The 18,697-nt window shown below is 64.0% G+C and carries 15 protein-coding genes; all 15 read right to left on the reverse strand.

From position 1 onward, the window contains the following. Positions 1-109: 109 nt before the first annotated feature. A complete protein-coding gene (locus tag ACE10X_RS37960; RefSeq protein ID WP_038385211.1) occupies positions 110-523 on the reverse strand; it encodes a DUF3052 family protein in 414 nt (137 codons plus the stop codon). Between the two features lie 12 nt (positions 524-535). Next, positions 536-2,458, reverse strand: a complete 1,923-nt coding sequence (gene ftsH, locus ACE10X_RS37965; protein ID WP_018268750.1) for an ATP-dependent zinc metalloprotease FtsH — start codon at positions 2,456-2,458, stop codon at positions 536-538. Positions 2,459-2,717: 259 nt separating this feature from the next. After that, positions 2,718-3,752 carry a tRNA lysidine(34) synthetase TilS gene (gene tilS, locus ACE10X_RS37970; RefSeq protein ID WP_375763656.1) on the reverse strand — a complete coding sequence of 345 codons (1,035 nt, stop codon included), beginning with the start codon at positions 3,750-3,752 and terminating at the stop codon, positions 2,718-2,720. Positions 3,753-3,804: 52 nt separating this feature from the next. Next, positions 3,805-4,845 carry a tol-pal system protein YbgF gene (ybgF, locus tag ACE10X_RS37975; protein WP_375763657.1) on the reverse strand — a complete coding sequence of 347 codons (1,041 nt, stop codon included), beginning with the start codon at positions 4,843-4,845 and terminating at the stop codon, positions 3,805-3,807. A gap of 316 nt (positions 4,846-5,161) precedes the next feature. After that, entirely contained in the window at positions 5,162-6,487 is a 1,326-nt protein-coding gene (ltrA, locus tag ACE10X_RS37980; protein ID WP_375763020.1) for a group II intron reverse transcriptase/maturase, read from the reverse strand. Between the two features lie 574 nt (positions 6,488-7,061). Then, positions 7,062-8,438 carry a group II intron reverse transcriptase/maturase gene (gene ltrA, locus ACE10X_RS37985; RefSeq protein WP_375762961.1) on the reverse strand — a complete coding sequence of 459 codons (1,377 nt, stop codon included), beginning with the start codon at positions 8,436-8,438 and terminating at the stop codon, positions 7,062-7,064. A gap of 473 nt (positions 8,439-8,911) precedes the next feature. Beyond that, a complete protein-coding gene (gene pal, locus ACE10X_RS37990) occupies positions 8,912-9,394 on the reverse strand; it encodes a peptidoglycan-associated lipoprotein Pal (protein ID WP_016846948.1) in 483 nt (160 codons plus the stop codon). A 271-nt stretch (positions 9,395-9,665) separates the two neighbouring features. Further along, a complete protein-coding gene (locus ACE10X_RS37995; protein ID WP_375763658.1) occupies positions 9,666-10,400 on the reverse strand; it encodes a hypothetical protein in 735 nt (244 codons plus the stop codon). Between the two features lie 174 nt (positions 10,401-10,574). After that, positions 10,575-12,899, reverse strand: a complete 2,325-nt coding sequence (locus tag ACE10X_RS38000) for a bifunctional diguanylate cyclase/phosphodiesterase (RefSeq protein ID WP_304497227.1) — start codon at positions 12,897-12,899, stop codon at positions 10,575-10,577. 184 nt (positions 12,900-13,083) lie between these two features. Then, positions 13,084-14,409, reverse strand: coding sequence for a Tol-Pal system beta propeller repeat protein TolB (gene tolB, locus ACE10X_RS38005; protein ID WP_028340643.1), 1,326 nt, complete (start codon positions 14,407-14,409; stop codon positions 13,084-13,086). 72 nt (positions 14,410-14,481) lie between these two features. Next, positions 14,482-15,414: a cell envelope integrity protein TolA gene (locus ACE10X_RS38010; protein ID WP_375763659.1), complete on the reverse strand. Its 933-nt coding sequence runs from the start codon at positions 15,412-15,414 to the stop codon at positions 14,482-14,484. Positions 15,415-15,444: 30 nt separating this feature from the next. Beyond that, positions 15,445-15,912 carry a biopolymer transporter ExbD gene (locus ACE10X_RS38015; protein ID WP_375763660.1) on the reverse strand — a complete coding sequence of 156 codons (468 nt, stop codon included), beginning with the start codon at positions 15,910-15,912 and terminating at the stop codon, positions 15,445-15,447. A gap of 34 nt (positions 15,913-15,946) precedes the next feature. Then, positions 15,947-16,660, reverse strand: a complete 714-nt coding sequence (gene tolQ, locus ACE10X_RS38020; RefSeq protein WP_016846954.1) for a protein TolQ — start codon at positions 16,658-16,660, stop codon at positions 15,947-15,949. A 680-nt stretch (positions 16,661-17,340) separates the two neighbouring features. Continuing rightward, positions 17,341-17,727: a fluoride efflux transporter CrcB gene (gene crcB / locus ACE10X_RS38025; RefSeq protein ID WP_028338252.1), complete on the reverse strand. Its 387-nt coding sequence runs from the start codon at positions 17,725-17,727 to the stop codon at positions 17,341-17,343. A 245-nt stretch (positions 17,728-17,972) separates the two neighbouring features. After that, entirely contained in the window at positions 17,973-18,572 is a 600-nt protein-coding gene (locus ACE10X_RS38030; protein ID WP_016846956.1) for a superoxide dismutase, read from the reverse strand. Between the last annotated feature and the right edge of the window lie 125 nt (positions 18,573-18,697).

The following is an 18,697-nucleotide window of genomic DNA, read 5'->3' on the forward strand; positions in this document are numbered from 1 at the left end:
CTCCCCTTTCTTGCCGCGCCTCGGACAACGCGGCCGTGCCGTTTGACGGCTTGTCGCGAGGATGCCACGGCGCCGCAGCGGGGGCCACGGATATTCGCAAGGCGCGATCTCAGCGCTTACCGCGGTCCTTGGCGGGGATCACGAATTTCAGTCCTGACCAGACGTCATCGACCGCACAGACCTTGACGTCGACCAGGTCGTTCGCGAGCCCGGTTTCGCGGACCTGTCTCTCCGTAAGGTCGGTCACGACGCCCGAACTTGTCTTCGGCCACGACACCCAGATCATGCCGTCGGGCGCGATCGCCTGACGGTAACGCCGCAGCTTGGCCGCAAGCCCTTGGGCCTTGGCGGCGAACAGGTGCACGGCATCGAGCGGTGCGCGTGCGGTCTTCGCCACCAGCACATCGGTGGGCAGTTCGCCGACAACGTCGCCGTAGGGAACGGACAGCCCGTCGACAAAAATACAAAAGCCCGGCTTGAGGCCGAGCTTTTGCACAACTGGTTTGCCGGACGTGCCGGCCATGGCGGGCGAGGCTTACGCCTGCGGCTGCGGCTCCATGCCGGTGTCCGGATCGGGACGCGGGCGCGGCTTGCCGGCCGGCGGCACGGCGGAGGCGCGCGGCGTCGACGGCTCCAGCACCGACTCGCGGTTGGGCTTCTTGCCCTTCAACAGGTCGATGATCTCGTCGCCGGTCAGCGTCTCGAACTCGAGCAGGCCCTTGGCGAGCGCCTCGAGGTCCTCGCGCTTCTCGGTGAGGATCTTGGTCGCCTCGTTGTAGCCTTCCTCGACCAGACGCCTGATCTCGGAGTCGATCTTCTGGACGGTCGCCTCGGACGCGTTCTGCGTGCGCGAGACCGACATGCCGAGGAACACCTCGTCCTGGTTCTCGCCATAGGAGACGGTGCCGAGCTCTTCCGAGAGGCCCCAGCGCGTCACCATCATGCGGGCAAGGCGGGTCGCCTGCTCGATGTCGGAGGCGGCGCCCGAGGTCACCTTCTCGCGGCCGAAAATCAGCTCTTCTGCGACGCGGCCACCCATCATGATGGCGAGGCGCGAGGTCATCTGCTCGAGCGACATCGAGAGCTTGTCGCGCTCGGGCAGCTGCATCACCATGCCCAGCGCACGGCCGCGCGGAATGATGGTCGCCTTGTGGATCGGATCGGTCGCGACGACGTTGAGGCCGACGATGGCGTGGCCGCCCTCGTGATAGGCCGTCAGCAACTTCTCTTCCTCGGTCATCACGAGCGACTTGCGCTCGGCGCCCATCATCACCTTGTCCTTGGCCTCTTCGAACTCGGCCTGCGTCACCATCCGCTTGTTGCGGCGGGCGGCGGTCAGCGCAGCCTCGTTGACGAGGTTCATCAGGTCGGCGCCCGAGAAGCCCGGGGTGCCGCGCGCGATGGTCTTGAGGTTGATATCCGGCGCCAGCGGCACCTTGCGGACGTGAACCTTGAGGATCTGCTCGCGGCCGACGACGTCCGGGTTCGGCACCACGACCTGGCGGTCGAAGCGGCCGGGACGCAGCAGCGCGGGATCGAGCACGTCGGGACGGTTGGTCGCCGCGATCAGGATCACGCCCTCATTGGCCTCGAAGCCGTCCATCTCGACCAGCAACTGGTTCAGCGTCTGCTCGCGCTCGTCATTGCCGCCGCCGAGGCCGGCGCCGCGATGACGGCCGACCGCGTCGATTTCGTCGATGAAGATGATGCAGGGCGCGTTCTTCTTGGCCTGCTCGAACATGTCGCGGACGCGGCTCGCGCCGACGCCGACGAACATTTCGACGAAGTCAGAACCGGAGATGGTGAAGAACGGCACGTTGGCTTCGCCCGCGACCGCGCGCGCGATCAGCGTCTTGCCGGTGCCGGGAGGTCCGACCAGCAGCACGCCGCGCGGAATCCGTCCGCCGAGCCGCTGGAATTTGCCGGGGTCGCGGAGGAATTCGACGATCTCCTGCAGGTCCTGCTTGGCCTCGTCGACACCCGCGACGTCCTCGAAGGTGACGCGGCCATGCGCCTCGGTCAGCATCTTGGCGCGCGACTTGCCGAAGCCCATCGCCTTGCCGGCGCCGCCCTGCATCTGCCGCGACAGGAATATCCAGACGCCGATCAGCGCGATGAACGGCAACCAGGAGACGAGCAGCGAGACGAACCACGGCACGTTGTCGCCGGGCGCCTTCGCGGTGATCTGCACCTTGGCGTCGTAGAGGCGCTTCACCAGCGACGGATCGCTCGGCGCGTAGGTCTGGAAGCTCGTGCCGTTGTTGAACGTGCCGTGAATCTCAGGCCCCTGGATCACGACGTCGCGGACATGGCCCTGATCGACTTCAGTCAGAAGTTGCGAGAACGAGATATCCGAGGACGACGAGCGCTGGCCAGGATTCTGGAAAAGCGTGAACAACGCCAGCAACAGCAGGACAATGATGACCCAGAGGGCGAAATTCCGCAGATTGGCGTTCATGGTCTTCCTTCGTGGTCGCGCGGATCGCGGCCTCTCTCTAATCCTTGGGCAGGCTCTGTGGGAATCCCCAGGGAATCCATCCCGTCGATGCCTTACAATCTAGGTGCCGCTGGGGTCGATGCCAAGGGAACCACGCACGACTATTTACCGCATCCTAGCGCGATTCCCGGTCAAAAAATGGCGCTGAATCCGGTGTTTTTCCGGGGTGGTTAAGCCTCCTTGCCGGATTATGACAGCGATTGAAACAATCGAACCCGGCTCAGCGGGAGCGCGCCCGGCGGGGTGGCGCCGGCCCGATCCTGATACGGCCGGCGGCGACGCTGATGACCGCTCCGGCAAGGGTCTGTTTCAGCTTGGATTCGCGTTGTCCCAAAGTCCCATCCAAGGCGTCGTCCATCGCGGCGAGCAGGGTTTCGACCTTGCCGAGCTCGGCCGGCCCCTCATGTCCGACGCGGTCGATGGCGCGCTTGAGCAGACGGACGCGGATCTCCTCGGGCATCACCGCGAACAGCGCAGCGTCGAAGCCGGTATGAGAGTTATCCTCGCTTTTCAACGCAAGATAGTGCTCGGCGCCGTCGACCAGCAGTTCCAGGGCGGCGTTGGCGCGCGCGATCCTCGCGGCAAGCCGCGCCAGGTTCCGCGCATCGCCACCCTCCTCCGCGAGCATCGGCATCAGCGCGCGCAGCCGTGGACGCGTGTAGGATCGATCGCGGTTGGTCGGATCGTCGGCAAAACCGATGCGCGCCTTCTTCAGCGTCGCGATCAGCTGCGCCTTGGAGATGTCGAGCAGGGGCCGTGTCAGCAAGACGCCGTCGCGCTTGGTCTCGCGCGCCATTGCCGAGAGGCCCGCAACGCCGCTGCCGCGCAGCATCCGCATCAACAGCGTCTCGGCCTGATCGTCACGGGTGTGCGCGGTCAAAATATGCGTGGCGCCATGCTTGCGTGCGGCCTGCGCGAGCAGGCGATAGCGGGCCGCGCGCGCGGCCGCCGGCACACCGGTTCCAGGCTTTGGTCCAGTCCAGCGCAACGTGTGATGCGGCAGCTCGAGACTTCGCGCCAGCCGCTTGACGTCGCGCGCCTCGCGAGCCGCTTCAGGCCGCAAGCCGTGATCGACCGTGACCGCCACCAGCCGCGGTCCCTGCGCGAGCGCACGGCGCCAGCGCACGGCCAGCCACATCAGCGCGACTGAATCAGGACCGCCGGACACCGCAAGCAGGATCGCCGGCGCGCCCGCAAGGCCCGCGAACAGGCGCTTGGCGTCCCTTGCCGGGATTGCGGATCGATCGTCGGGCATCGCAAAACCAGTTGCTGGGGGAGAGGCCGGAAGCGGCCTTCCCGCATCTGGTTTAGCACTTCACGCGCTTCTGCTCGCGGTCAACCGCAGCCTTCACCCCACCGGACGCGCGCGGATACTTCCGCGAGATCTCGCCGAACGCGGCGCAGGCGGCTTCCTTTTCCTTCAGCGCCGCCAGCGACTGGCCGAGCCGCAGCAGGGCGTCGGGCGCCTTCGCGGACTTGTCGAACTTGGTGGTCACGCCGAGGAAGGTCTCTGCAGCGTCGCGATATTGCTGGCGCTGGAAATAGCTTTCGCCGAGCCAGTATTGCGAGTCCGCCACCAGGGGATCGCTCGGATATTTCACCGCAAAGTTCTTCATCGTCTCTTCGGCGAGCGCATAGTCCTTGCGCTGCATGTAGCCGATGCCGAGGTCGAACTCGTCCTTCGGCGTAGCCGACGGCGGCAATGTGGTCAGGGCCGCGCTCGCGCCGGGGGCACGCTGCGGGCTTGCGTTGCCGAGATCGAGCGGCTCGCCCGCCCCGCGGCCGCCGGGGGCACCGACCGCCGCATTGCTCTGCACCGGCATCTGGCCGCCGCCACCGAGCACGCGCGGGGCGCCAGGGGCGTTCGGGTTCTGGGTCGGATCGAAGGCATCGCCGCGACCGCGGCGGCCGGGAGCGGTCGCCGGCGCCGGCTCCTGCGCGATCGGCGCGATCTGCTGCTGCTGGTCATAGCCGCCCTGCGGCTGCCTGCCATATCCTTGCTGCGGCTGGCCGTAGCCTTGCTGGGGCTGGGCGTAGCCCGGCTGCGCTTGCGGGTAGGCCTGCGGTTGCTGCGCCGGCGGCACCGCCGCGACGCCGGGCTGAGCCGCCGGGGCCTGTCCACCAGCGCCGGGCGGCTGGGCGCCGAGCTGGCGCAAACGCTCCTCGAGCTGACGGTTGCGGTATTGCAGCTCCTCGTTCTGGCCGGTCAGCTGCCGCAGCTGGTTTTCGAGCCGCTCGATCCGCATTTCAGCATCGGAATCGTCGGATTGGGCAAACACTGGCGCGGAAACGGCGAAGAGCGCCGCGATCGCCGCGGCGGAAGAAAGAAAATGAATCCTGGACGACATTTTGCCCTGACGACGAGATCGACGTGAAAAGCGAGCGACATTGAAAGACGGAGTACGCCGGAATTGTGACTGGCACTTCAAATCCGGGACAGCGTCGCGGGATACCGGTTTAGTACGGACGCTGGAACAAGCAAGCGTCCAATTGCGCGCAGCTTCGTTCATCTTGATGACGACGGGCCGGGCTTTCACGCGGCCAATCGGGATAGGGGGGGCCTCGCGGCTCCGCCCACCGGGTCACCGGAGGCGGTCGCCCGCCCCCGGTTCCCACAGAACGTGGCGTGCGGATTTCCCGCACCGACGCTCTTCGACAGTTGGTTCACAGCACCGCAAGCGCCTGCAGCTCCCGATAAGGGAGGCGCAGCTTAGGCTTCAGCAACGGTGTCCGTTCTTTGATTTGGTTGAAGGCGTCCCAAGTGAGGCGTCGGCCTGCCCAGCTGCGGCTGCGCAGCATTCCGCGCCAGTAACGCTCCACTGCCCGATAAACTTTTACGAGGCTCCGGAGATTTCCGGCGACGCCGTAATAGCCATAGTGGCCGCGCAGGACGACGTTGATTTCATCGGCCTGGTCACTGATCTTGTAATGCCGTATTCGCCGCATCAGCTCCTGCAGAGACATGAGGCTGCGCTTTAGCCGAGATTTCTCGGTACGCATCCCAACCTTGAAGTTGCCTCTTTGGTTTCGCGTGCAATAGAGCGTCAGCCCCAGAAAGTAGATTGTTTCCGGGCGGTTTCTGCCGCGTTTGCCCGCGTGTCTTTGCGCGAACCGACCAAACTCGACCAACTTGGTCTTGGTCGGCTCTAGAGTGAGGCCGAACTTCCCCAACCGAAGACGCAGGGCCTCCTGTACGCGGATGGCGTCCGATCGATATTGGAAGCAGATCACAAAGTCGTCGATATAGCGCAAAAGTCGGGCTTCGCCCCGCAACCGACCCTTCACCACGCGTTCGAACCAGAGGTCGAGAACGTAATGAAGGTAGAGGTTGCTCAAAAGCACACTGATCGATCCGCCTTGTGGCGTTCCTTGTTCGCTCGGATGCACTGCTCCGTCTTCCAAGACACCCGCTTTCAACCAGCGCCGGATCAAGCTGATCAGGCGCGGATCACCGACTCGATGTTCGACAAACCGGAGGACCCAATCATGATCGAGACTCCCGAAGAAGTTCTTCAAGTCCGCCTCCAACACCCAGCTGATCATGCCGCCGGCGATGACCTCATTGAGGGTCGCCAAGGCGTGATGGGCGCTGAGCTTCGGCCTGCCGCCGAACGAGCTGGGCAAGAAGTCCTGCTCGTAGATGGCGGACAACACCTCAGCCGTGCTGCGCTGGAGGGCCCGGTCGGCGACAGTTGGAACCCCGAGGGGGCGCTTCTCCGTCTTACCGGGCTTGGGGATATAGACACGCCGAATGTTCGGCGCCCGATATCCCTGTCGGTGGATGGATTGGAGCATCGGCTCGATCCATCCGTCGAAGCTCTCCCTCGCCGCCTCCACCGTCTGTCCGTCCACCCCGGCGGCGGAGCGCTTCGGAATCTGTAATAGATTCTTTTGCACTCGGTCGCGCGTGATGTGATGGGCCAACGAGGTGAAGCGAAGATTTGGCTCGCGCCGAGCTTTCACTGCTATTTGTTCAAGTTTCGTTTCCATGGTCAGCTGATCTTCTCTTAGGATAGAAGGCCGTGACTCCCGTTGAATGGAGCCCATGTCGCCCAAGAACAATTCAACTACCGCTGACCGCTTCCCCATGTAGTCGGCTCTCCCGACCTCCGAGTACTATCAGTCAGTCTGACTTCCACCCGGTCATCAGACCCTTCTCACCTCATCGGCTTGGCAGGTCCTACAAGCTTGCGCTTGAACCGGACGGATCTCCCTTGTTCACGTCAATCCCCTTGGTTGCATGCTGGCGGTACGAACCCCGGGAGCACCTCAGCCCGCTCGCGATGACGCGGGTTGCGATTCCGCCTTCCCCTTTGAGAGACAGGGTCGGCTACTCCGATCACGTTCGATTTCGGGGCTATCTTCCCGTTCACTTCATTCCGGCCTGCAACCTCCCTGTCTACGCTTCGTAGCGACCGTTACCGGACGCCACGCAAGACTTGGTACACGGCCGCTCGCTAGGCTTTGCCGTGGCCGTCATCTCAGACGGCAGATTTCAACGCGCTTGCAAGGCGCAACTCCCACACCACCGGACATACGGGTCCGTATCCGGCGGTTCAGTGGATTATGCGGTCTGCAGCGCCGCGACGGAAGCCAAGCCGAGTGAACTGAAGAACGCGATTGGCATGGCGATGGTGAGTGCGGGACTGTTCGCGAGCCGCCAGGGGCCATGTGGGCTTCCGGCGGTTTGCGCCGCCCGATCCCGGCCGACGCCGCGGCGTCGCAGCTCGGCAAAACGAGTGATTCCGCGCTTCCACTGCTTCCAGGCGATGGCGCGCAACCGCCGCCTGAGCCATTGATCAAGGTCGCGCAATATCGACGGGGTTTGGCAGAAGCCGAAGTAGCCGCGCCATCCGATCAGATAGACGGACAACTCCTTGACAATCTGCGCAAGGCTTCGGCCGCGCGTGCGCCGTGTCAGCTCCCGAACTTTCGCCTTGAAGCGGGCGAGCGCCTGCGGCGCAATGCGCCGCCGCGGTGCTGTCCCGCCGGTGAAGCTGAAGCCCAGGAACTTGCGAACGCTCGGTTTGGCGACCGCACTCTTGGCCTTGTTGACCTTGAGCTTGAGGCGCTTTTCGAGGAACTTCTCGATGCCGGCCAGCACCCGTTCGCCCGCTCGCTGACTGCGCACATAGATGTTGCAGTCATCGGCATAACGCACAAAGCGGTGGCCGCGCTTCTCCAGTTCCTTGTCCAGCACATCCAGCATCAGATTCGACAACAGCGGCGAGAGCGGACCGCCTTGCGGCGTGCCCTCTTCCGTCGGGCTGACCACCCCTCCCTCCATCACCCCCGCATTCAGGAATCCGCGGATGAGCTTCAGAAGGCGCTTGTCAGTCACCCGTTTGGCGACCAGCCCCATCAGGACGTCGTGGTTGACCCGGTCGAAGAACTTTTCCAAGTCGATGTCCACGACGACGGCGTGCCCGGACGCGATATACGCCTGCGCCCGTTCCACCGCCTGATGCGCCGAGCGGGTCGGCCGGAAGCCGAAGCTCGTCTCGGAGAACGTCCCATCCCAATCCGCCTGCAGCACCTGCATCACCGCCTGCTGGATGACGCGGTCGAGCACCGTCGGGATGCCGAGCGGCCGCAGGCCGCCCGACGCCTTCGGTATCTCGACCCGCCGCACCGGCTGCGGCTTGTAGGTGCCGTCAAGCAGTTGAGCTCGGATCGTGAGCCAGTGCTCTTTCAGGTGGGCCGGCAGTTCGTTGACGGTCATCCCATCGACGCCTGCCGCGCCCTTGTTGCGCTTCACTTGCGCCAACGCTTTCTTCAGATTCTCACGCTCGACCACTGCTTCCATCGACAGCCCTGCGACCGCCGGGCGTTCAAGATTGGCCGTCGCCGCGCTTGCTTCGGTCTCTCGGACGGCGGCGCTTTGGGCTTCACCCTTCGCTCCGGTGTCCGAGTTCAGCTCAACCTGATTCTTCTGCCGCATGGCTCGCGCGAGATCGACCGCTCTACTAACCACTTCCACCGTTCGGGCCTTCGGCGGCGCGCTGCCGCCTACTATGCCCTCGGCTGACTTCTGCGCTGCGGTCAGGCCGCCTTGCGACGACCTCAGTCCCGTTGCCGGGACACAGCGCAGACCTCCCGAGGTAAGACCGACCGCCTTCGCCGCACGCCCGCCGGATTTACCACCCCGACCCTTGATGACCTTGGACTTCGCGACCGTTTGCTCGCTCGTCCGGCCGGGTAGGCCTCGTTATCCGGTTCTTGTCCATCGGGCCGCGGCTTTGCTCCACGCTTTCTTCAGACCCCACCTCGCGATGATGCCCTTGCGCTTCGCTAACCCTTCGCCGCCATCAGGCTGGGTAGAGGACTTCCACCTCCAAGCTGTCGTTCATACTCGGCACACAAACAAAACCGGCGCCCGAAGGCGCCGGCTTGAAAACACCATTCAGGATCGCGTCAGGAGCTGGCGTTCAGCACGGTGACGGCGCGACGATTCTGCGACCAACAGGAGATGTCGTTACAGACCGCGACCGGGCGCTCCTTGCCGTAGGAAATGGTGCGCATGCGGCTCGGATCAATGCCGCGCGAGGCGAGATAGGCGCGGACCGACTGGGCACGGCGGGCACCGAGGGCGATGTTGTATTCGCGGGTACCGCGCTCGTCGGCATGACCTTCGATGGTGAAGGAGTAGCGGTTATAGGTCTGCAGCCACTGCGCCTGCTTGTCGAGGGTCGCCGTCGCCTGCGGGCTCAGATCGGTCTGATCGCTCTCAAAGAACACGCGGTCGCCGACATTGACCACGAAATCCTGCTGGCTGCCCGGGGTCGCGGCGCCCCCAATTGCGCCATTGGCGTCCAACGGGTTCTTGTTGGCGCAGGCACCCATCGACAGCGCCACCGCCAGAACCGCAACCAGCTTCATACCCTGGAGATAATTCATTCCCGGAGCCTCCACGCTCGCGCTCTTCGTACTACCCAATCGGTCTACAGGGCGATGGTTAAGCGAACGTTCCGTCAACCTTGACGAGACCTTGCTGAACCCCATCAAATGCCAGGCAATGGCGAAAAGCGCCCCCGATGGTTAATGGGTGGCAAATGTGGCGCGATGGTGAAGGGAAGGCAAGGTTCGCGGGAACCGGCCGCTTTTGCAGGACAATTTGGCCCGCGCGCAACAGTCGATCGACACTGAATCGATGAGAATGCCGATTCCCTCAGGGATTCGGCACGATCGACGCGCGCTCGAACGGCTGCACGACGCCGTCGGGCTGCAACTGGCCTTCACGGTCGAACAGCATTCGCCGCTCGAAGGCGCTCGAGCGCAGGAACGGATAGCGGGCCAGCACGCGTTCCCGCACCGTCGGCAGATGCGACGCCATCAAGCCGACCGGCTTCACCAGCCCGGGATAGAGCCGCGGCTCCGACCAGGTCTCGTGCAGGAACACGCGCCGGTAGAACGCCATGTGCTCGGGCCGAACCGGTGCAAGGCCGTAATCGGCATTGAAATGCACGCCCGCGGTCGAGCCGAGGCGCACTGTGACATAAGGCAGCTCCGGATTGTTCCGGGCCTTTTCGGGATCCGCGACGAAGCGCGTCGAGTCGATGAAGACCAGACCCTGATCAAGCTTCGGCAGCAACACGTCGCCGAACACCTCGAGCGTCGGCGAGGTACGCCATTCCGGCGTCACTACGGTGATGCGGATCGAGCTGCAGAGTTCGCCTTGCAGATAGACACCGAACACCCAGGCATTCGGCGCATCATCGAACCGGTCGACGATCCGCTCGTCCGCCGAGGGCCGGATCGCGCCTTCGCGCAGATAGGCGCGATAGCGAAGCCGGTAGATCTCGTCTTTCTGTTCCGGGGTCTGAGCGAGGCGGTAGTCGACTTGATCCAGAGGGTCCGCAAGCCTTCCTGTCGCGGGCTTGATGGCTTCGGCCGCGGACCTCATTTGGTACTCCCTGAACAACTCAACAACTTCAACGCGCGAGCCAAAAGATTAACAGCTTCTTAATTTCCGTCAAAGCAATCGAGGCAATACAGTTAACCTCTCGCCGCAAGGGTACACTACGAATGGTGCATCCGAAGGCTCTCACAACTATTGATTGAGGGTATTGCGCCGGGTTCAAGCGATCGAGCGCGAGGGAACCACGTGCAGTTGCTCGTCGGTCCGCCGGCCGTGCGAGGCATTGAGCAGCTGGCGGATGCGGACCGAGGGAACCGGCCGGCTGAACAGGTATCCCTGTGCTTCGGTCACTGCGCCATCGGCGCTGATCAGTTCGAGCTGCTCATTGGTCTCGATGCCCTCGACCACGACCGACATGCCGAGATCCGCTGACAGCCGCGCCACCCCGCGCAGCAGCGTCAGCGGACGGTCGCTGTCGATGCCCTCGAGGAAGGAGCGGTCGATCTTGACCTTCTGCAGCGGGAAATTGTGCAGGTAGCTGAGCGACGAGTAGCCGGTGCCGAAATCATCCAGCGAGATCCGCACGCCGAGCGAGCGCAGCTGGGACAGCACGTCGTGGGTCAGCTCGGTGTTGTGCAGCAGCGAGGATTCGGTGATCTCGATCTCGAGACGGTGCGCCGGCAGGCCGGAGACCTCGAGCGCGTAGCGAACCTCGCTCAGCACGTCGCGCTGGTGGAACTGCTGCGGCGAGAAGTTGACCGCGACGCTGACCGCCTCGGGCCACTTCATGCATTCCATGCAGGCCTTGCGCAAGATCCAGCGGCCGAGATCGACGATCAGGCCCATGTCCTCCGCGACCGGGATGATGTCGACCGGAGAGACCGTGCCGCGCGCCGGATGGTTCCAGCGCAGCAGCGCCTCGCAGGTGCTCACCTTGCCGGACTTCAGGTTGATCAGCGGCTGGTAGAACAGCTCGAATTCCTCGTTGGCGAGCGCCTTGCGCAGGTCGAGCTCGAGGATGCGACGGGCTTCGACGGTTTGCGCCATCTCGTCGCGGAAGAAACAGAAGGTGCCGCGGCCGTCGGCCTTGGCGCGGTAGAGCGCCATGTCGGCGTTCTTCAGCAACGTGTCGGCGCCGACGCCGGGCGCCGTCATCGCGATGCCGACGCTGGCACCGATCTCGACCAAATGGTTGTCGATCTTGTAGCGCTCGCTGAGGCGGTCGACGATGCGGCGCGCCAGCGCCGCGGCGTCCTCGTGCGAGTGGATGTTCTGCTGGAACACCACGAACTCGTCGCCGCCGAACCGCGCCACGAAATCCTCCGGCCGCAGCATCTCGCGCAGCCGTTCGGCGACCGCGCAGAGCAGCTGGTCGCCGCAGGGATGACCGAGCGTATCGTTGACCTGCTTGAACTGGTCGAGGTCGACGAACAGCAATGCGGAGCGATGATCGCCGTGCTGCATGGCGAGCAGCCGGCCGATTTCGTCGCGGAAATTGACGCGGTTGGGCAGCGCGGTCAGTTCGTCGTAGCGCGCGAGATGGCTGATCCGGGCCTCGGCGTCCTTGCGCTCGGTGATGTCCTCGACCAGCACCACCGTGCCGCCGCCGGCCATCGGCTGGAAGGTCCAGTCCAGCGAGCGGTTCTTGGTGGGATCAGGGTCGCTGGTGACGATATCGCCGCGCTGCGAGCTCTCGATCTCGTAGAGAATCTGCTGCGCGGCCGCGGCCGAGATCGAGCCGGACAGGACGCAGGCGTTGCAGATGTCGGTGGCGCTGGCGCCGCGCTGCACGAAATCGTCCGACAGCTGCATCATCTCGATGAAGCGGTGGTTCATCACCGCAACGCGGCCGTCGGCGCTGAACATGCACAGGCCGTGCGGCATGTTGTTCAGCGCGGTATCGAACTGGCCCGCCAGCGCGGCCTCGCGCTCCTTGGCGATCCAGGCGTTGACATAGATGCGCTGCAGACTGGAGGTCAGGTGCCGGATGGCGCTGAAGAACACCAGGCTGAGCAGCGCAAGGGCGATGTGATAGGGGCCGCCGACATACATCAGCGCCAGGATCAAGGGACCGATCGACATCAACAGATGCAGGTGGAAGATCTGCGGCCGGCCGAAGGTCCGCCCTACCCCTGCCGAGGTGTAGGCGACCACCGTGGTCACGCACAGCATGTGCGCGGCGGCATCATTGGTCGTGAGCAGCACGGTGACGCCCCAGATGCCGAGCGAAATGCCGTAGGCGATGGTGCCGATCCGGTAGCGCTTCTCCCAGGTCACGGACTCTTCGACGGTGAGCCGGGAATTGCGCTGCTGGTAGCGGTACATCTGCAGCGCGCGCGCCAGCCCCACCACGATGAACAGCGGCACGCACAGCCAGCACAGGAGATTGCTCGTGACAGCCGCAATCACGGCGCCCGCAATGGCGGGGCCGAAGGCGCCGAAGATCATGGGCGCGGGGTTCATGAACAGGGAATCGACCAGCGCCGCCGAAATCGTCGGCGACATCGACCGGTCCGGTTCACCCGTCTGACTTGCAAACTGCATTGTGAGAGCGCGCGTCCTTTTCAGCTCGCACTCTTACTGATCGCAGGTGAAGTCTTTCTGAGCGAACATCGTTAGCAAGTCCTTGCCGCGCCACGGCGACGGCCGGAATTCCCCATGAAATTCAGTGCGCTAGGTGAGAAGCCGCGACTGCCGCCGGGGTTCCCGGAGCAGGTCTGCGCCCAGCTCACGACAACAGCGGCGACCAGGCGGGGTCGGAGGCAAAGCCCGGGGTCGGCACCCGCAGCTCATTGCGCCCGGACACGTCGATGGTGAACAGCGACGGGCCGCTGTTACCGCCGGGATCGCGGAAGAACATCACGACGCGTCCGTTCGGCGCAAAGGTCGGGCCTTCATTGTGGAAGCCCGAGGTCAGGATGCGCTCACCCGAGCCGTCGGGTTTCATGATGCCGATCGCGAACTGCCCGCCGCCCTGCTTGGTAAAGGCGATGTAGTCGCCGCGCGGCGACCACACCGGCGTCGAATAGGTGCCGTCGCCGAACGAGATGCGCTGTGCGCCGCCGCCGGTTGCCGGCATCACGTAGATTTGCGGCTTGCCGCCGCGATCGGATTCGAAACAGAGCCGCGTGCCGTCGGGCGCGTAGGACGGCGAGGTGTCGATCGCCGGCGTGTCGGTCAGCCGCGTCATCGACTTCGAGCGCAGATCCATCACGAACAGATTGGAGTTGCCGCCCTGCTGCAGGCTCATGATGACGCGCTGGCCGTCGGGCGAGAAGCGCGGCGAGAACGACATGCCCGGGAAGTTGCCGACGATCTCGCGCTGGCCGGTCTCGATGTTGAGCAGATAGACGCGCGGGTCGCCCTGCCCGAACTCCATGTAGGTGATTTCCTGGGTCGACGGCGAGAAGCGCGGCGTCAGCACGAGGTCCGAGCCGCGGGTCAGGTAGCGCACATTGGCGCCGTCCTGGTCCATCAGCGCAAGGCGCTTGACGCGGCGGTCCGCCGAGCCGCTCTCGTCGACGAACACGACGCGGGTATCGAAATAGCCCTTCTCGCCGGTCAGCCGCTCGTAGATCTGGTCGGAGATGATGTGGGCGATGCGCCGCCAGTATTCGGCCGAGGTGTCGTACTGCTGACCGGCGAGCTGCTGGCCGGTGTTGACGTCCCAGAGCCGGAATTCCGCCTTCACGCGCCCGTTGCCCTGGCGCGTCATGCGGCCGGTGACCAACGCCTGCGCGTTGATGCTCTTCCAGTTGTTGAAGTTCGGCGCCGCGTCGATGTTGATCTGCTTCTCGAGATAGGCCGCCTGATCGATCGGCGCAAACAGACCGCTGCGCTTCAGATTGTTGGTGATCACCTGCGTCACGCCGACACCGACCTCGGTGTCCCCAGGCGTGCCGGCGGCAAAGTTCGGGATCGCGATCGGCAGCGGCGCGAAGTCGCCTTCCGGAATGACGACGCGCTTCTGTGCAAAGGCGCTGCGGCTTCCGGCCAGCACGCCAAGGGCAGCCATTCCGGAGATCATCTGTCGGCGGTCGAGGCGAAACGTCATTGCACGCAAATCATTCTGGTCGGTCATTGTCCGTAGACTTTGTTTGCTATTGGCCAAGCGACGCCGTCGCCCTCAGGTCTTTCGCTCTGTGAACACCGGCGCAAAATACTTCCATTCGTCGAAGAAGGCCGCCGGCAGATTGTACGGCTGGCATTCGATGATCGCCCGCAGCGCGCTCTCCTGATAGACGCGCAGATAGGGCGTCGCCGGCGTCCCTTCCGGCACCGGCATGCCCTCGAGCGAGCCGTCACGCTTCAGCTTGATCGAGAACACCGCCTCTGTCTGCTGCGCCTCGATGCCGCCATAGGGCTTCTTCCAGCAGCGCTCGACCTGCTGCTTGAACATCGCGCCCCAGGTCGCGGAGTTGTCGGCGGCCTTGCCCTTTGCCGTGCCGAGCGCGGCGTTGGCGTTCAGCGTGTCGCCGGTCGCCGATGCGCGCGTCGGGTCACGCTTGTCGAGCAGCGCTGCGATCTTGCTCTGGTCGAACACGCGATCCTTCGGCTTCTGCTCCGGCGGCGGCTTCGCGGCCTGCTGCACCGGCTTCGGCGGCGGCTTCTTCTCTTCCTTCTTGATCGCTTCGGCGATCGGGTCGGGCTTCACCGGATCGGGCTTCTTCTCGACCGGCTTCGGCTCTTCCTTCGGCTTGTTTTCGACCTTCTTCGGCGGATCCGGCTTCTTGTCTTCCGGCTTCTCCACCTTCGGCGTCGGCGCTGGCGCCGTATCGGTCACGACCGGCGGCTTCTTGTCTTCGATCTTGCCGACGGCATCATCCATTGGCTTGGCCTCGGCGACCTTCTCGACCAGCGGCTTGGGATTTTCCTTCTTGCCGTCCTTCTGGCCGGCCATGACGTGCGAGAGCTGGTCCGACGAGATCACGTCGACGGCAACCGATTCCTCTTCCGGCATTACATACGCCTTGGTCGAGAACGAAATCAGGCCCCACCCGATCACGAGGACGTGCAGGACAATCGATGCCGCCAGAGTCTTGTCGACCTTGACCTTCAAATCAGGCTTCCCCGTGCCTTGGCATGGTGGTTATCCGCCTTCCGGGATGATGACGATATTCGCCTTGAATCCCGCGGCCCGGACCTCCCCGAGCAGTTTCATCATATCCGTGTAACAGACGTCCTTGTCGCCGCGCAGATAGACCACCTTTTCGGCATCCGACCGGGCGTCCCCGATCGCCTTGATCTTGGCCGGAAAATCGGTGGCCGTGACCGGCGCGTCGCCCAGATAGAGCTCGACATTCGAATTGCAGCCGCCGCCGGTGCGCTTGACCGACAATGTCAGCGGCGGCTGGTTCGACGAGATCGACTTGCCGCCGCTCGCCACCGGCAGGTCGATGTCGATGTTCGACGTCATCAGCGGCGCCGCCACCATGAAGATGATCAGCAGCACCAGCATCACGTCGACCATCGGCGTGACGTTGATCTCGGCCATGACCGGCTTGCGCCCGCCGCGGCGGCGTCTGCCACCGCCGGACCCTGCCATGCTCATCGCCATGATCGCACACCCGCAAAAGTGACCATCATCTAACTCAACCCCGCTCGTCGATCTGACGCGACAGGATGGCGGAGAACTCGTCGGCGAACCCCTCCAGGCGCGCGGCCTGCCGGTTCACCTCCGAAGTGAACTTATTGTAGAAAATAGTCGCCGGAATTGCGGCAATCAGGCCGATTGCGGTGGCAAACAGCGCTTCCGCGATACCGGGCGCCACCACCGCCAATGAGGTGTTTTTGGAGGCCGCGATCGACTGGAAGCTCGACATGATGCCCCAGACGGTGCCGAACAGGCCGACAAAGGGGCCGGCCGAGCCCACCGTGGCGAGCACCAGCAGCCGGCGTTCCAGCCGCTCAACCTCCCGGGCGATCGAGACGTTCATGACCTTCTCGATCCGCGCCTGCAGGCCGGCAAAGGACCGCGACTGGCTCTCGAAGGAGCGCTTCCACTCCCGCATCGCCGCGACGAAACAGGCCGCCATCGACTGGGTCGGCTTGGCCGAGAGGGCCCGGTAGAGTTCCTCGATCGACTGGCCGGACCAGAACGCCTGCTCGAACTTGTCCATGGCCCGCTTGGTGCGGGCGTAGAGCAGGATCTTGTCGATTGCGATCGCCCAGACCCACACCGAGCAGGACAGAAGTCCCAACATCACGCATTTGACGACCCAATGGGCCTGCCAGAACAGCGCGATCAGCGACACGTCGCTCGATGCCAGTGGCAGAGTTGACTGAGCCACGTCGGCGGGATTCATCGGCAATATCCTCTCAACGCAAGTGTCCCAATTCGGCAGGCCGCCAATCGGCACCCCTTCCACGGCCGCGCGCCCGGCGCGGCAAAACTGCGCGAGAGCCTCTTACATCTGTCGCATGGGGGGCCCGTCCAAAGCCGGGCCCTGCTTCCCCTGCCAACATGTCAAAACGAGGGCTTTTCACGCGTCATTCCGACCCTAACCAAACGCTAATCATGGTTAAGGCGAGGTTACCAAAGGGAAATTTGGAGGCGGGAAATGCCGCCGGCGAAGGAGGTTGGCGGGTTCCAAAGATGAATGGATTTCCGCCGGATCGAGGGTGACGAGACCCTTCCCCCACGTCGTCCCGGCGAAGGTCGGGACCCATACGCCGCAGCGGATGTTGTTGAAGCGACTCGTCGTTCCAACATCGCGCAACAATCAGCGTCGGTGGTTATGGGTCCCTGCTCCCGTGCGCAATTGCGCACTAGGCAGGAACGACACCGAATGTGGGTCGTCGTTTGTGGGTCATACCTTCGCATTCTCGCCGCGAAGCGTCCCTCGATCGGGTGAGACGGGGAATCCATACACACCGAGCTCCACTTCTGATAAAGCGAAATACTTTTGCTGGGGCTTGCGCCGTCGGGCAACTCAGTGGCACGCGCGCGTGAGCGCGCCCGCGGGGCACGACGACCGAGCGCATCTCACGTCAAATGCCGCACGATCGCGAGGCCGGCGAACAGGCCGGCGATCGAGAGTGCCACCGAGCCCGCGACATAAAGCACCGCAAGGCCGAGCTCGCCGCGCTCATAGAGCAGCGCGGTGTCGAGCGAGAAGGCGGAGAAGGTGGTGTAGCCGCCGAGGATGCCGGTCATCAAAAATAGCCGCCAGGGCTGCGAGGCGTCACCCTTGAAGGCGAGATAGCCGGCGATCAGGCCCATCACGGTCGAGCCCGTGATGTTGATGATGAAGGTGCCGTAGGGAAACGCCGTGCCGATGCAGCGCGCGCAGGTGACGTTGATCAGCTGACGCAGCGTCGCGCCGAGACCGCCGCCGAAGAAGACGAGGAGATAGCTTGCCGCGTTACCCACCAATGCCCCCGCTGGTGTGTGTCGAGTGAGGGCCCATCTTGCCGCACACTCAAATCGCCCACCCCTGAAAGGGGAGGGTCGACGCGAATGAAATGAGCGGCGGGGCGGGGTCACAGTCTCTCCATTGAGAGACTGCTCGTGTTGAGAGATGACCCCTCCCCGTTTCGCATTTCGCTTCGCTGCATGCGAAACGACCCTCCCCTTTCAGGGGAGGGTGAAGAAACATGCGACGGTCGAAGCCGCGCTTAGCCGGCCTTCCCGAACAGCTCGTCGACATAGTCCCAGTTGACGAGGTTTTCGACGAACGCCTTCAGATAGTCCGGACGGCGGTTGCGGTAGTCGATGTAGTAGGAGTGCTCCCAGACGTCGACGCCGAGGATCGGCACCGCGCCATGAACCAGCGGGTTCTCGCCGTTCGGGGTCTTGGCGACCTCGAGCTTGCCGCCCTTGACCTGCAGCCAGGCCCAGCCGGATCCGAACTGGCCGGCACCGGCGGCGGCGAAGTCGGCCTTGAACTTGTCGAAGCCGCCGAGGTCCTCGTTGATCTTCTTCTCCAGCCGGCCGGGCAGCTTGCTACCGCCGCCATTCGGCTTCATCCACTTCCAGAAATGGATGTGGTTGTAGTGCTGACCGGCATTGTTGAAGACGGCCGCGTTCTTGCCGAACGAACCCTTCACGATCTCCTCGAGGGACTTGCCTTCGAATTCGGTCCCCTTGATCGCGTTGTTGCCGTTGGTGACGTAGGCCTGGTGATGCTTGTCGTGGTGAAACTCCAGCGTTTCCTTGGACATGTAGGGAGCAAGGGCGTCGTGGGCGTAGGGCAGATCGGGTAGCGTGAAGGTCATGGGGTAATGTCCAACAGAGGGTGGGAGACTACACTTAACGGGTCCCCCTTATAGAAGGTTCCATCGCAGAGAAACACCGCATTTTCGGATCGCCTATGACAGATCGGCACAGCCCGAACCAAGAC

The organism is Bradyrhizobium sp. Pha-3, from assembly GCF_042258325.1.
GTDB lineage: Bacteria > Pseudomonadota > Alphaproteobacteria > Rhizobiales > Xanthobacteraceae > Bradyrhizobium > Bradyrhizobium elkanii.

Excerpts from the sequence above, each read along its gene's own strand:
- ACE10X_RS37960 (WP_038385211.1), bottom strand. The coding sequence starts at position 523 with ATGGCCGGCACGTCCGGCAAACCAGTTGTGCAAAAGCTCGGCCTCAAG.
- ftsH (WP_018268750.1), bottom strand. The coding sequence starts at position 2,458 with ATGAACGCCAATCTGCGGAATTTCGCCCTCTGGGTCATCATTGTCCTG.
- tilS (WP_375763656.1), bottom strand. The coding sequence starts at position 3,752 with ATGCCCGACGATCGATCCGCAATCCCGGCAAGGGACGCCAAGCGCCTG.
- ybgF (WP_375763657.1), bottom strand. The coding sequence starts at position 4,845 with ATGTCGTCCAGGATTCATTTTCTTTCTTCCGCCGCGGCGATCGCGGCG.
- ltrA (WP_375763020.1), bottom strand. The coding sequence starts at position 6,487 with ATGGAAACGAAACTTGAACAAATAGCAGTGAAAGCTCGGCGCGAGCCA.
- ltrA (WP_375762961.1), bottom strand. The coding sequence starts at position 8,438 with ATGCGGCAGAAGAATCAGGTTGAGCTGAACTCGGACACCGGAGCGAAG.
- pal (WP_016846948.1), bottom strand. The coding sequence starts at position 9,394 with ATGAATTATCTCCAGGGTATGAAGCTGGTTGCGGTTCTGGCGGTGGCG.
- ACE10X_RS37995 (WP_375763658.1), bottom strand. The coding sequence starts at position 10,400 with ATGAGGTCCGCGGCCGAAGCCATCAAGCCCGCGACAGGAAGGCTTGCG.
- ACE10X_RS38000 (WP_304497227.1), bottom strand. The coding sequence starts at position 12,899 with ATGCAGTTTGCAAGTCAGACGGGTGAACCGGACCGGTCGATGTCGCCG.
- tolB (WP_028340643.1), bottom strand. The coding sequence starts at position 14,409 with ATGACGTTTCGCCTCGACCGCCGACAGATGATCTCCGGAATGGCTGCC.
- ACE10X_RS38015 (WP_375763660.1), bottom strand. The coding sequence starts at position 15,912 with ATGGCGATGAGCATGGCAGGGTCCGGCGGTGGCAGACGCCGCCGCGGC.
- tolQ (WP_016846954.1), bottom strand. The coding sequence starts at position 16,660 with ATGAATCCCGCCGACGTGGCTCAGTCAACTCTGCCACTGGCATCGAGC.
- ACE10X_RS38030 (WP_016846956.1), bottom strand. The coding sequence starts at position 18,572 with ATGACCTTCACGCTACCCGATCTGCCCTACGCCCACGACGCCCTTGCT.